The sequence below is a fragment of the Streptomyces sp. NPDC028308 genome (genome assembly GCF_055565855.1).
Genome location: NZ_JBVHTO010000010.1, coordinates 124,514 through 137,018, shown reverse-complemented (window position 1 = coordinate 137,018; position 12,505 = coordinate 124,514). Strand labels below are relative to the sequence as shown.

At 71.3% G+C, this 12,505-nt stretch carries 11 protein-coding genes and 1 tRNA gene; 3 read left to right on the top strand and 9 right to left on the bottom strand.

Annotation, left to right across the window (positions count from 1 at the left end; genetic code table 11):
• Positions 1-92: 92 nt before the first annotated feature.
• The 7 genes from ACZ4VA_RS23675 to ACZ4VA_RS23645 all read right to left on the bottom strand — a co-directional run bounded on the left by ACZ4VA_RS23675 (position 93) and on the right by ACZ4VA_RS23645 (position 5,737).
• Positions 93-581, bottom strand: coding sequence for a hypothetical protein (locus ACZ4VA_RS23675; RefSeq protein ID WP_356164003.1), 489 nt, complete (start codon positions 579-581; stop codon positions 93-95).
• A 95-nt stretch (positions 582-676) separates the two neighbouring features.
• Positions 677-1,288, bottom strand: a complete 612-nt coding sequence (pth, locus tag ACZ4VA_RS23670; RefSeq protein ID WP_355779515.1) for an aminoacyl-tRNA hydrolase — start codon at positions 1,286-1,288, stop codon at positions 677-679.
• 70 nt (positions 1,289-1,358) lie between these two features.
• Positions 1,359-1,949, bottom strand: coding sequence for a 50S ribosomal protein L25/general stress protein Ctc (locus ACZ4VA_RS23665; RefSeq protein ID WP_355779512.1), 591 nt, complete (start codon positions 1,947-1,949; stop codon positions 1,359-1,361).
• Positions 1,950-2,133: 184 nt separating this feature from the next.
• Positions 2,134-3,108 (bottom strand): ribose-phosphate diphosphokinase, encoded by a 975-nt coding sequence (locus tag ACZ4VA_RS23660; RefSeq protein WP_121402468.1) that lies wholly within the window; start codon positions 3,106-3,108, stop codon positions 2,134-2,136.
• A 111-nt stretch (positions 3,109-3,219) separates the two neighbouring features.
• Positions 3,220-4,668, bottom strand: coding sequence for a bifunctional UDP-N-acetylglucosamine diphosphorylase/glucosamine-1-phosphate N-acetyltransferase GlmU (glmU, locus tag ACZ4VA_RS23655; RefSeq protein ID WP_355779508.1), 1,449 nt, complete (start codon positions 4,666-4,668; stop codon positions 3,220-3,222).
• A gap of 114 nt (positions 4,669-4,782) precedes the next feature.
• Positions 4,783-4,853: transfer RNA gene (locus tag ACZ4VA_RS23650), tRNA-Gln, on the bottom strand.
• An 11-nt stretch (positions 4,854-4,864) separates the two neighbouring features.
• Positions 4,865-5,737, bottom strand: a complete 873-nt coding sequence (locus ACZ4VA_RS23645) for a hypothetical protein (protein ID WP_468082468.1) — start codon at positions 5,735-5,737, stop codon at positions 4,865-4,867.
• 167 nt (positions 5,738-5,904) lie between these two features.
• On the opposite strand from ACZ4VA_RS23645, the gene ACZ4VA_RS23640 reads away from it, so the two are divergent.
• Positions 5,905-7,218 (top strand): sensor histidine kinase, encoded by a 1,314-nt coding sequence (locus ACZ4VA_RS23640; RefSeq protein WP_355779502.1) that lies wholly within the window; start codon positions 5,905-5,907, stop codon positions 7,216-7,218.
• A 42-nt stretch (positions 7,219-7,260) separates the two neighbouring features.
• On the opposite strand, the gene ACZ4VA_RS23635 is transcribed toward ACZ4VA_RS23640, so the two are convergent.
• Positions 7,261-7,755: an SUKH-3 domain-containing protein gene (locus ACZ4VA_RS23635; RefSeq protein ID WP_355779499.1), complete on the bottom strand. Its 495-nt coding sequence runs from the start codon at positions 7,753-7,755 to the stop codon at positions 7,261-7,263.
• A 61-nt stretch (positions 7,756-7,816) separates the two neighbouring features.
• Positions 7,817-8,320 carry a YwqJ-related putative deaminase gene (locus ACZ4VA_RS23630; RefSeq protein ID WP_355779496.1) on the bottom strand — a complete coding sequence of 168 codons (504 nt, stop codon included), beginning with the start codon at positions 8,318-8,320 and terminating at the stop codon, positions 7,817-7,819.
• Positions 8,321-8,576: 256 nt separating this feature from the next.
• On the opposite strand from ACZ4VA_RS23630, the gene ACZ4VA_RS23625 reads away from it, so the two are divergent.
• Together ACZ4VA_RS23625 and ACZ4VA_RS23620 are read left to right on the top strand one after the other, a co-directional pair.
• Complete coding sequence (locus tag ACZ4VA_RS23625) at positions 8,577-9,593, top strand: SMI1/KNR4 family protein (protein WP_355779539.1); 1,017 nt, start codon at positions 8,577-8,579, stop codon at positions 9,591-9,593.
• Between the two features lie 7 nt (positions 9,594-9,600).
• Positions 9,601-12,381: an SUKH-4 family immunity protein gene (locus ACZ4VA_RS23620; RefSeq protein ID WP_468082467.1), complete on the top strand. Its 2,781-nt coding sequence runs from the start codon at positions 9,601-9,603 to the stop codon at positions 12,379-12,381.
• The last annotated feature ends 124 nt before the right edge of the window (positions 12,382-12,505 follow it).

The following is a 12,505-nucleotide window of genomic DNA, read 5'->3' as shown; positions in this document are numbered from 1 at the left end:
ACGTCCCCCGTGCCCCATGCGCCCCCGATCGCCCACGAAGGCACGGATAACGATCGGGGAACACGGAGAACATCCGCCCCCGGCAGAAGACTTCAGAGCACCAGGAACGTCGCCGTCAGGAACGTGACCCCCGCGCCCGCCATCAGCCACGCCGCCCGGGTCAGCCGCAGACCCCCCGCCACCACCACCGACGCCAGCAACAGCGCACCCGCCAACGGCACCCACGCGTACAACAGCCCCGCGGGACCCGTACGCACCACATGACCACTGCCCGGCTTCACCGCGACCGAGTACGTCCGCCCCTTCTCCACCGCCACCGGCTGCTCGATCACCACCCGCGACCGCGCCCGCGAGCCCACCGACTCCGGCCGGTACGGCCCCCAACAGGCGTCGTCCGCACAGGACGTCACCCGCATCGTCCCCTGCTCACGCCCCTTGGTCAGCATCACGTGCTGCGCCGTACCCCAGGAACCCCACACCCCCGCGACCAGGATCAGCGCCGCGACCGCGCCCATCACCGCGAGCCGCCCGAACCGCAGCGCCGCGTACGCGCATCGACTGGAAGAGGCCTTGGAACGCATGGCGGCGATCCTTGGCCATGGCACTGCACCCGGTCAACCGCCCCGGGCGACAAGTCGCCCCTTGTCCCCCTACATCGACCGGCCCGCCCATCCGCTCACGAGTTGTACGTGCTCTGCGCCCGCTCCAGCCCCTCGATCACCAGAGCCTCCGCCGCGTCCGCCGCACGGTCCACGAAGTACCCCAGCTCCTTGCGCTCCGCCGACGAGAAGTCCTTCAGCACGAAATCCGCCACCTGCATCCGCCCCGGCGGACGCCCGATCCCGAACCGCACCCGGTGATAGTCCGGACCCATCACCTTCGTCATCGACTTCAGCCCGTTGTGCCCGTTGTCGCCGCCCCCCAGCTTCAACCGCAGCACACCGAAATCGATGTCCAACTCGTCATGCACCGCCACCACATGACCCACCGGCACCTTGTAGAAGTCCCGCAGCGCGTTCACCGGACCACCGGACAGGTTCATGTACGACATCGGCTTCGCCAGGATCACCCGGCGGTTCGCCGGCCCCGGCGGACCGATCCGCCCCTCGATCACCTGCGCCTGCGCCTTGCCCGCCCGCTTGAACTTCCCGCCCACCCGCTCCGCCAGCAGATCGGCCACCATGAAGCCCACGTTGTGCCGGTTCATCGCGTACTCGGGCCCCGGATTGCCGAGCCCCACGATCAGCCAGGGCGCATTGGCGTCGGTCGTCACGTCCGTGTCTCCCATGTGTCCTAGATACACACCAGCCGCCGCCCCGGAACGGAGCGGCGGCTGACATTCGAGCAGATCGAGGGGATCAGGCCTCGGCGGCCTCGTCGCCACCCTCGGACTCGGCGGAAGCCTCCTCCGCCTGCGCGGCCAGCACCTGGAGGACGACCGCGTCCTCGTCGATGGCGAGCTTCGTGCCCGACGGCAGCGGGATGTCCTTCGCGAGGATGGCGGCACCGGCCTCCAGACCCTCGATGGACACGGTGACCGACTCGGGGATGTGCGTCGCCTCGGCCTCGACCGTCAGCGTGCTCAGCACGTGCTCGAGCAGGTACGCGCCCGGGGCCAGCTCGCCCTCGGTGTGCACGTAGACCTCGACCGTGACCTTCTCGCCACTGCGGACGAGCAGCAGGTCGACGTGCTCCAGGAAGCCCTTGATCGCGTCACGCTGCACGGCCTTCGGGATCGCCAGCTGCGACTTGCCGTCGAGCTCCAGCGAGAGCAGGACGTTCGGGGTCCGCAGGGCGAGCAGCAGCTCGTGACCCGGCAGCGTCACGTGGACCGGCTCGGCACCGTGGCCGTAGACGACACCGGGAACCTTGCTGTCACGACGGATACGGCGCGCGGCACCCTTGCCGAACTCCGTGCGCGACTCAGCGGCGATCTTGACCTCGGACATGTCACTCCTCGTAGAACGTGGGGAAAGTGGTCACCCGGCCACGAACGGCCTGCTACGAAGAGCGCGTCGATAACGGACAGCCGTACGCACAAAGCGGTACGGCCTCCCTCGCCGAGCAACTGTGACAGCTTACTCGGCGGGAAGGCCGTACCAGAAATCGATCTTCAGCAAGCCCGCGGACGGCTCACTGCTCCTCGAACAGGCTCGTCACCGAACCGTCCTCGAACACCTCACGCACCGCGTTCGCGATCGTCGGCGCGATCGACAGCACCGTGATCTTGTCCAGCTCCAGCTCACCCGGCGTCGGCAGCGTGTCCGTGAACACGAACTCGCTCACCTTCGAGTTCTTCAGCCGGTCCGCCGCCGGACCCGACAGCACACCGTGCGTCGCCGTCACGATGACGTCCTCCGCACCGTGCGCGAACAACGCGTCCGCCGCCGCACAGATCGTGCCGCCCGTGTCGATCATGTCGTCGACCAGGACACACACTCGGCCCTTCACGTCACCCACCACCTCGTGCACGGTGACCTGATTGGCGACGTCCTTGTCACGGCGCTTGTGCACGATCGCCAGCGGCGCGTCCAGCCGGTCGCACCAGCGGTCCGCGACCCGCACCCGGCCCGCGTCCGGGGAGACGACCGTCAGCTTGCTGCGGTCGACCTTCGCACCCACGTAGTCCGCCAGGATCGGCAGCGCGAACAGATGGTCCACCGGACCGTCGAAGAAGCCCTGGATCTGGTCCGTGTGCAGGTCCACCGTCAGAATCCGGTGCGCACCCGCCGTCTTCATCAGATCCGCGATCAGGCGCGCCGAGATCGGTTCACGCCCACGGTGCTTCTTGTCCTGCCGCGCGTAACCGTAGAACGGCACGATCACCGTGATGCTCCGCGCGGAGGCCCGCTTCAGAGCGTCGATCATGATCAACTGCTCCATGATCCACTTGTTGATCGGAGCCGTGTGGCTCTGCATCAGGAAGCAGTCGGCACCACGAGCCGACTCCTGATAACGGATGTAGATCTCACCGTTCGCGAAGTCGAAGGCCTTCGTCGGGACGACCCCGACACCCAGCTTGTGGGCGACCTCCTCGGCAAGCTCGGGGTGGGCGCGGCCGGAGAAGAACATCATCTTCTTCTCGCCGGTCGTCTTGATCCCGGTCACAGCACTGTCTCCTCAGAGGTGTCTCAGCTGGGCGTTGAGAAGTGATCTCAGCTGGGGGGTGCGGGTAGAGCACTTATCACGGTACGCCGTGTCCGACGTGCCGGTTTCCGGTCAGCCCTCGCCGTCCGGCTCCCGGGAAGCCACCTCCGCCGCCTTCGCGGCCGCGCTCCCCGGACGCTTACGAGCCACCCAACCCTCGATATTCCGCTGCTGGCCACGGGCCACGGCCAGCGAACCGGGCGGCACATCCTTCGTGATCACCGAGCCCGCCGCGGTGTACGCGCCGTCCCCGATCGTGACAGGAGCCACAAACATGTTGTCCGAACCCGTCCGGCAGTGCGAGCCCACCGTCGTGTGATGCTTCGCCTGCCCGTCGTAGTTCACGAACACGCTGGCCGCACCGATGTTGGAGTACTCACCGATCGTCGCATCACCCACATACGACAGATGCGGCACCTTCGTCCCCTCACCGATCGTCGCGTTCTTCGTCTCCACGTACGTACCCACCTTGGACTTCAGCCCCAGACGCGTACCCGGACGCAGATACGCGAACGGACCCACACTCGCCTGCGGACCCACCTCCGCGCCGTCCGCCACCGTGTTGTCCACCCGGGCCCCGGCGCCCACCACCGTGTCCTTCAGCCGCGTGTTCGGACCCACCTCGGCACCCTCACCCAGATGCGTCGCCCCCAGCAGCAGCGTCCCCGGCAGCACCACCGCGTCCCGCTCGAACGTCACCGACACGTCCACCCACGTCGACGCCGGATCCACCACCGTCACACCCGCCAGCATCGCCCGCTCCAGCAGACGGTCGTTCAGCGTCCGACGCGCCTGCGCCAGCTGCACCCGGTTGTTGATGCCGGCGATCTCCCGGTGGTCCGCAGCCACCGACGCCCCCACCCGGTGACCCGCCTCCCGCAGGATCCCGAGCACATCCGTCAGGTACTCCTCGCCCTGGCTGTTGTCCGTACGCACCTTCCCCAGCGCGTCCGCCAGCAACTGCCCGTCGAACGCGAACACCCCGGAATTGATCTCCCGGACCGCGCGCTGCGACTCCGTCGCGTCCTTGTGCTCCACGATCGCCGTCACCGCGCCGCTCGCGCCGTCCCGCACGATGCGGCCGTAGCCCGTCGCGTCCGGGACCTCGGCCGTCAGCACCGTCACCGCGTTGCCGTCCTCGGCGTGCGTCGCCGCCAGCCGCTCCAGGGTCGCGCCCGTCAGCAGCGGCGTGTCCCCGCAGACCACCACCACGGTCCCGTCGACCGGGCCGCCCAGCTCCTCCAGCGCCATCCGGACCGCGTGCCCGGTCCCGTTCTGCTCGGCCTGCACCGCCGTCCGCACGCCCGGATCGGTCTCGGAGAGGTGCGCGGTGACCTGCTCGCGGGCGTGACCCACCACGACGACCAGGTTCTCGGGGTCCAACTCACGCGCTGCGGCGAGCACATGGCCCACCAGCGAACGGCCACAGAGTTCGTGCAGGACCTTCGGTGTGGCCGACTTCATACGGGTGCCCTCACCCGCTGCAAGGACGACGACGGCTGCCGGGCGGTTGGCGCTCACGGGGATGCCCTTCGGCTACGGATGGCGGGGTGGACATCCGCAGGATACCGGGGCGTTTCGGGGACGACATGGGAGCGGGCCCCGACATGCCTGTCAGGGCCCGCTCGTGCTCGGCTCCCGGGGAAGGAATCGAACCCTCATTCAATGGACCAAAACCATTTGTCCTGCCATTAGACGACCCGGGATGGTCTGCGCGTTATGTCCGATTCGGCTGACCGGCGTTGCGCGCGGACAACACTATGCCGTACCAAGCCCCTTCGATGCGACGGTAGAGGTCCGCGCTCCGGCGTACGGAAATCGCCAGGCAACCGTGGTACGCCTCACCGACGTTCTTGCGGACCGTCTTGGGGTTGTGCTTCTTGAGTGTCGTCTTGTAGAAGGCGGAGTCCTCGGCCCCGACCAGGTCCGCCCAGTGGCGTTCGGCGCCGGCGACGTCCGCTCTCTCGTGGATCATGACGGAGAAGCGGAGGCGGTCCCGGTCCACTCCCAGCAGGTCCAGCCAGCGGAGGAAGACCTCGATCATCCCCGGGTCGCTGTTGACGAAGACGACCTTCTCGCGGCGGTCGTACGACTTGTCCTTCGCCCCCTCCGCCCAGTACAGGCCCACGCCCAGCAGGAACAGCTCGCGGTCCGACAGGCTGCCGACCTCCGCGGCGGCGGCCGCCTTCACCCGCTGGCGCTCCTCGTCCCGTACCGCCAGTTCGTGCTCCCACCGCTTGCGGGCGGCGAGCCTCGCCTGTTCGGCCGGGTCCCGGCGCTCCGGCTTCGGCAGATCGCGCACCCAGAGCGAGATCGAGCTCTTGGAGCAGCCGAGCTCCAGCTGGATGCGGTCGTAGGTCCAGCCCCGGAGGCGCAGCTCTCGGGCCCGGGCGCGGAGGTCGTCCTTGGCGTTGGGGCGCTTCGTCCACTCGGGCGCGGGCTCGCCGTCCAGGAGCCGGTTGAGGATGTCGTTGTTGTCCACGAGGAGCCGGTCGCGGATCTGCCGGCGGCTGAGTCCCTCCCGGCGCAGCGTCACCGCTCGTTCCCGTAGTGCTTCGAAGTCGGTGTATTTGCCGTGTGCGTATGCCATGGGCACAGGCTTCGGGCGGAATGTGAGGGTCCGGGGGCGAACAATGTGCGATTCAGTAGTTCGAGGGATACCGGCAGGTTTCGCTTCTGTTCGATTGCGGCGTGTGGTGGGGGTCGGTCGCGGAAACTCACCGGAAAACGGGCGGGGTGCGCCCGTAGGCTGGAGGCATGACCACGACGGGGGAAGACCACACCGCGGCCGGGAGAGGGCCGTGGTGGTGGGCGAAGTGGCGCAGTGCGGTGCTGGACGTGGGTCTGGCGCTGGCGTCGGCGATCGAGTGCGCGGCGGAGGGTGTGCCCTTCGCGCGGGACGCGGGGCTGCCGGTCGCGGTGGGTGTCGTGTTCGGTCTTGTGGCCGGTTCGGCGCTGGTGCTGCGGCGGAGGTGGCCGATCGCGGTGGTGCTGGTCGCGATCGCGATCACGCCGGCGCAGATGGGTTTCCTGATGGGGGTCGTGGGGCTGTACACGCTCGCGGCGTCGGAGCTGCCGAGGCGGATCATCGGGGCGCTGGCGGGGATGTCGTTGGTGGGGACGTTGATCGTGACGTTCGTGCGGGCGAGCCAGGACGTGGTGCGGGGTGATCTGACGACGGGGGACTGGTTCGTGCCGTTCCTGTCGATCACGACGTCGCTGGGGCTGACGGCGCCTCCGCTGTTGCTGGGCCTGTATGTGGGGGCGCGGCGCCGGCTGATGGAGAGTCTGCGGGAGCGGGCGGATTCGCTGGAGCGGGAGCTGCAGTTGCTGGCGGAGCGCGCGGAGGAGCGTGCGGAGTGGGCGCGGGGCGAGGAGCGGACGCGGATCGCGCGTGAGATGCATGACGTGGTGGCGCACCGGGTGTCGTTGATGGTGGTGCACGCGGCGGCGTTGCAGGCGGTGGCGCGCAAGGATCCGGAGAAGGCGGTGCGCAATGCCGCGCTGGTGGGGGACATGGGCCGGCAGGCGTTGACGGAGTTGCGGGAGATGTTGGGGGTGCTGCGGTCGGGGGAGTCGGATTCCCGGGTGGGGCAGCGTCCGGTGGTGCCGTTGGTGGCGGTGGGGGTTGCGGCGGCGGAGGCGGCGTCGCGGGCGGTGGACGAGGCGGCGGACGGGCCGTGTCTGGCGGAGCTGGACGAGTTGGTGGGTCAGTCGGCGGCGGCGGGGATGGTCGTGGATCTGTCGGTGGAGGGGGAGGTGCGGTCGTATGCGCCGGAGGTGGAGCAGACGGCGTACCGGGTGGTGCAGGAGGCGTTGACGAACGTGCACAAGCACGCGGCGGGGGCGAAGACGTATGTGCGTCTGGCGCATCGTTCGTCGGAGATCGCGATGCAGGTGGAGAACGAGCCGCCGCCGGAGCCGGGTTCGGCGGCGGCGGCGCGGTTGCCGAGTGGCGGGAACGGTCTGGTGGGGATGAAGGAGCGGGTGACGGCGCTGGGGGGTGTGTTCGTGTCGGGGCCGACGGACGCGGGGGGTTACCGGGTGTCGGCGGTGTTGCCGGCGGCCTGAAGGTGTCCTGGGGGCGCCCGGGGTCGGGCGCCCGGGGCCGGTTCAGGCGGCGGTGAGGCGTACCGGTTCGAGGCCGGTGAGGAGTGTGGTGAGGGCCTGGTCGATGTCGTGGCCCAGGTACCAGTCGCCGGTGTGGTCGAGGGTGTAGACGCGGCCTTCGCTGTCGATGGCGAGGGCGGCGCCGGTGTCGGTCTCCTCGCCGAGGGGGCAGACCTCGGTGTCGAGGGCGCGGCCGAGGTCGCCGAGGGTGCGGGCCATGTGGAGGCCGTGCAGGGGGTCGAGGTGGAGGGCGGCGGGGGCGACGCGTCGTCCGGGTCCCTGCGGGGTGATGTGCAGGGCGCCGAATTCGGCCCAGGCTTCGACGGCGGCGGGGAAGACGGTGTGCCGGTGTCCGGCGGGTGAGGCGTGTCCGCGCAGGGTGTCGGCCCAGTATTCGGCCTGCTTTATGTCCCAGCGTCCCGGCTGCCAGCCCGCGTCCCGCAGCGCGGCGTCGACGGGTACGGAGAAGCGTGTGGTGGAGGTGCGGTCGGCGTGCATCTGCCCTTCGTTCGTCGAGTGTCGTGGACCGGCGTGGTCGCCGTGGTGCGGGGGGTGGGGGTCAGTCGTCCTGCGCGGTCGGGTCGATGATGCGGACGCCGAAGTGGTCGCTGAGCGCGGTGCAGGAGCGGCACGGGGCGGCGAAGCTGCCGTGCAGGGGGTCGCCGTCCTCGCGGATGCGGCGGGCGGTGAGTTTGGCGTGCTTGAGGGCTTTTCGGGCCTCGCCGTTGGTCATGGGCCGGCGTGCGGCGCGTTTGCTGCGGGCGGCGTCGGCGGTCGCGATGTGCCGGGAGATGAGGATGGCCTCGGCGCAGCGTCCGGTGAAGCGGTCGCGCTGGCCGCTGGTGAGGGTGTCGAGGAAGTCCTGGACGAGGTGGTGCAGGGCGGGTGGCTGGTCGCCGCGGGCGGCGGTGCCGGTGAGGGTGGCGCCGCGGACGGAGAGGGCGGCGGCGACGGTGGGGAGTATGCCGTCGCGGCGGTGGAGGAGTGTGGGGGTGTGGGGTGTGTCGGTGCTGCTCCAGCCGACTCGTGGGTCGCCGGACGTGCCCGTCTGCGTCGCGTTCATGGTTGCCGTCCCCTCCCGTCCCGCGGTGGCGGCCGCTGTTGTGACCGCCGCCCGGTGCGGACACAGACTGCCAAACGCCGTGGCTGGTGGGGAAGCTGGGGCGGTGCGACACGCCCGGGCTTCGGCGCACGGTCACTGCGTTGTGACGGCTGGTCACGGATCCGGAGGCCCGGTGACCGGTGTCGTCGTACCGCATAGGCTGTCGACATCCGGGATCCATACAGCCGTACGTAGAACGCCGCAGGGGGCAATCGTCATGACGACAGGTCGGCTCGGGCTGGGGGCACCTCCCGGCCGCCAGGCCGGGGGCCAAGCCGCGCCGCCGAACGCGGCGTACGCCGGACAGGTCGTGCATTTCCCGGATCCGGTCCGGGCCGCGCGTCACCCCAAGGGGGTACGGGTGGACGAGCACGGCTATCCGGATTTCTCGCCGTACGCGCGTGCCGCCGCGGAGATCGCGGAGCCTCCGGAGGGTTTCGGGGTGGACGAGTTGCGGTTGACGGACTACGTGTCGGCGAACGCCGCGCTGGCCGCGACGGGGCACGACCTGTGGGACACGATTCCGTCGGTGGCGACGCCGCACGGCTGGACGTGGCATCACGTGCCGGGGACGCGGCGGCTTGAGCTGGTTCCGGTCGAGGTGAAGGCGTTGTTGCGGCATCACGGTGGGCTGGCGACGGCGGCGGTGGACCAGGAGAAGCGGGGGACGCGTCCGCTTCAGGAGACGCGGCCTGCGCATTTCGGGTTGCCGAAGGCGTCGGTGGCGGTGACGGAGCAGCAGGTGCTGGGCGTCGAGGAGGATCTGGGGTACCGGCTGCCGGGTGCCTATCGGTCGTTCCTGAAGGCGGCGGGCGGGTGTGCGCCGGTGGGTGCCGCGCTGGACGCGGAGTTGGGGCTGCTGGTGGACCAGCCGTTGTTCACGGTGCGGGACGAGGCGGCGGTCAATGACCTGGTGTACATCAACAAGTGTCTGCGTGACCATCTGACCAAGGACTATCTGTGCGTCGGTTTCGTGCAGGGCGGTCTGCTGGCGGTGAAGGTGAAGGGCGACCGGATCGGGTCGGTCTGGTTCTGCGCGTACGACGACGCGCGGGATCAGGACGCGTGGCCGCCGGCCGAGCGGGTGGAGCGGCTGCTGCTGCCGTGCGGTGACGACTTCGACGAGTTCCTGTCGCGGCTCGCGGGCAATCCGCCGGAGCTGGAGACGGTGGCGAACCTGATGGTGGACGGTGGCTTCGCGTACGCCGTGCCCGTGTCTTCGGTGGGGGAGTGAGCGTCCGATGGTGACCTTCGCGCAGGCGCAGGAGCGCGCTGAGGAGTGGATCAACGGGGACGTGGCCGCGTACCAGCACCGGGAGGTGCGGGTGCGGGAGTTCGATCTCGGGTTCGTGGTGTGGGCGGAGGACCGTGTGGACGGTCCGCGTTCGGACGGTGGTGCGCAGCGGCTGGTCATCGCGCGGGACAGCGGTGAGGCGACGTTGTGGCCGGGTCTGCCGGTGGGTGAGGTCATCCGCCGGTACGAGGAGGAGTACGGGGTCGCGGACGCGGCGGAGCAGCCGGTCGCGGCGCCGGCGCAGCGGGTCGATCTGAATCAGACGTCGTTCTTGTTGAGCCCTCCGGAGTGGCTCCAGGAGGCGGCGGACAGGATGGGGATTCCGGACCGTCGGGCGGGTGCGTCGGACGGGGCGGGGTCGCGTCCGGTGGTCGCGGACGCGTCGTCGGGGGGTCCGTCGGGGAACGGGCCTGCCAGTGACGCGGGGTCCGCGGGTGCGGGTGTTCCGGGTGTTCCGGGGGGTGCGACGCCGTGGCCGGCGGCGGCGGAGGCCGACGACGCCGAGGACGCGCCGCCGCGGGACCGGGTGCCGGGTGCGCCCGCGGGGGCGACGCCGTGGGCGGGGACGGACACCAACGGCGATGCGGGCGAGGACCGTTCGGTGCCGTTGCCGGTGACGGTGTTCGCGCCGCCGCTGAGTGATTTCGACGACGCGGCGACGCCGCCGCCGGGTGTGACGCCGGACGCCAAGACGGCTCTGATGTCTGGCGGCAGCATGCTTCCGCGGACGACGGTGGCGCCGGCGCTGGACGATCCCGCGGGTTCTGGGCCGCAGGGTCCGGGTGCGCGGCCCGCGGCGGGTCCGCAGGACACGCCGCCGCCGGGTGCGCCGTCGTACGGCTATCCGCAGGGGCCCGGCCCGGTTCCGGGCGCCCCGCAGGGCCCGGGTGTTCCGGGCACGCCGCCTCAAGGAGCGGCCTCCGGTGGTCCGGGTACGCCGGCTCCGGGGACGGCTGTTCCCGGTACGCCGCCGCACGGGGCGCCCGTCCCGGGGGTTCCCGGGATGCCGCACGCGCCGCAGCCGCCGGCGGGTCCGGCGTCCGCCGGGCGTCCGCTGCCGCCGAACGCGGGTGACATCGCGGACGCGGCGACCAGCAAGGCGCAGCCTCCGGCGCGGGCCGGCCGGGGCGGTGGCGCGGCCACGCCTCCGCCGCCGGGTGCGCCGGGTGTGCCGGGTGCGCGGCCGACGCCTCCGCCGGCTCCCGGTGCTCCGGGCGCTCCGGCGGGCGGTTACGTGCCGACGCAGCTCGTCTCGCAGCTGGGCCCGGACGGGCCGGGCGCCCCGGGTGCTCCGGGGGCGCCGAACCAGCCGGGCGGTACGCCCGCGGGCGGTCCCGATCACGCGGCGACGATGCTGGCGGGCCCCGCGGTCGGCGGCCCGGGCGCTCCGCAGCCTCCGGGCGCACCGTCCGGTCCCGGCGCCCCGCAGCCTCCGGGGGCGCCGAACCAGCCGGGCGGTACGCCTGCGGGCGACGCCCATCACGCGGCGACGATGCTGGCCGGCCCCGCGGTCGGCGGCCCGCACCAGCCCGGTGCCCCGCAGCCGCCCGGCGTTCCGGGTGCTCCGGCCGCGCCCGGTGCTCCGGGCGCGGTCCATCACGCGCAGACCGTGCTGGCGGGTCCGGCGGTCGGCGGCCCGGGTGCGCCTCCGCCGCCGCAGGCCCCCGGCATGCCTCCGGGCGCTCCGCAGCCGATGCCGGGTCAGCCGGTGCCCGGCCAGCAGCCCCCGGCGTACGGGTATCCGCAGGGCGGACTGCCGACCGTGGGCCCCGGCTACCAGGCGGTGCTGCGCTACCGGGCCCAGGACGGGTCCGAGCAGCAGCTGATCCGGCGGTCCGCGCCGGGCACCCCGCACCCGGAGTGGCAGATCCTGCACGAGCTGCGCGCGATGAACGTGCCGCCGCAGCAGGTGCTGGAGCTGCACACGGAGCTGGAGTCCTGCGAGCTGCCGGGCGCGTACTGCGCGCGGATGATCCGGGAGACCTGGCCGCAGGCGCGGATCACCAGCATCGCCCCGTACGGCACGGACCACGCGAGCCGACAGCAGGGGATGCATCAACTGCTCGCGCACCAGGGCGAGTTGCATCAGGTGGCGGACGGTCCGGCGCGGCCGGCGCCGGTGCGGGCGCCGATCCCGCCGGTGCATCCGGCGCCGCCGCTCCCGCCGGAGGGCATCGCGCACGAGCTGGCGGCGGCGTTCGGACCGGGTGTCTTCCGCTTCGACCAGGCGGCGGTCTCCCGGCAGGGCGTGCCGCCGATCGTGGCGCACACCCTGGTGGTGGCCGGGCTGCCGGTCGACATGGGGCCGTTCTTCTGGGCGCAGGCGCAGCCGGGCCGTCCGGTGCCGACGCTCGCCGAGCTGGCGCAGGAGCGGGGTGTGCAGCCGTCTCCGGACGCGGGTTCGTATCTGGTGATGGGCAGTGACTTCGGCCGGGCGGTCTGTGTCCAGTACGGGACGGCGAACATCGTGGCCGTGCCGGTGGAGGCGGCTCCCGGTGGCGGGTCGGTGCCGCCGCAGTTCGTGAACACGGGGCTGCCGGAGTTCGCGCGCTGTCTGGCGCTGCTGGGCCGGATGTGGCGGCTGCGGTTCGGTCTCAACCAGGAGCAGGCGGGCCGCTGGACGGTGGACTTCCAGGCGCAGCTGGCCGCTCTGGACCCGGCGGCGCTGGGGTCGCCGGAGAGCTGGTGGTCGGTGCTGCTGGAGCAGATGTGGGACGGGCTGCTGTGAGCCGCTGAGCGCGGGGTTCCGTACCCGAGGGGCGGATTCGGTCGTATGACCGGGTTCGCCCCTTTTGTTGTGCGCCGTGACCGGATGGACTGGGCGGAGTGTCGCGTTATGAACACTTCCGCGC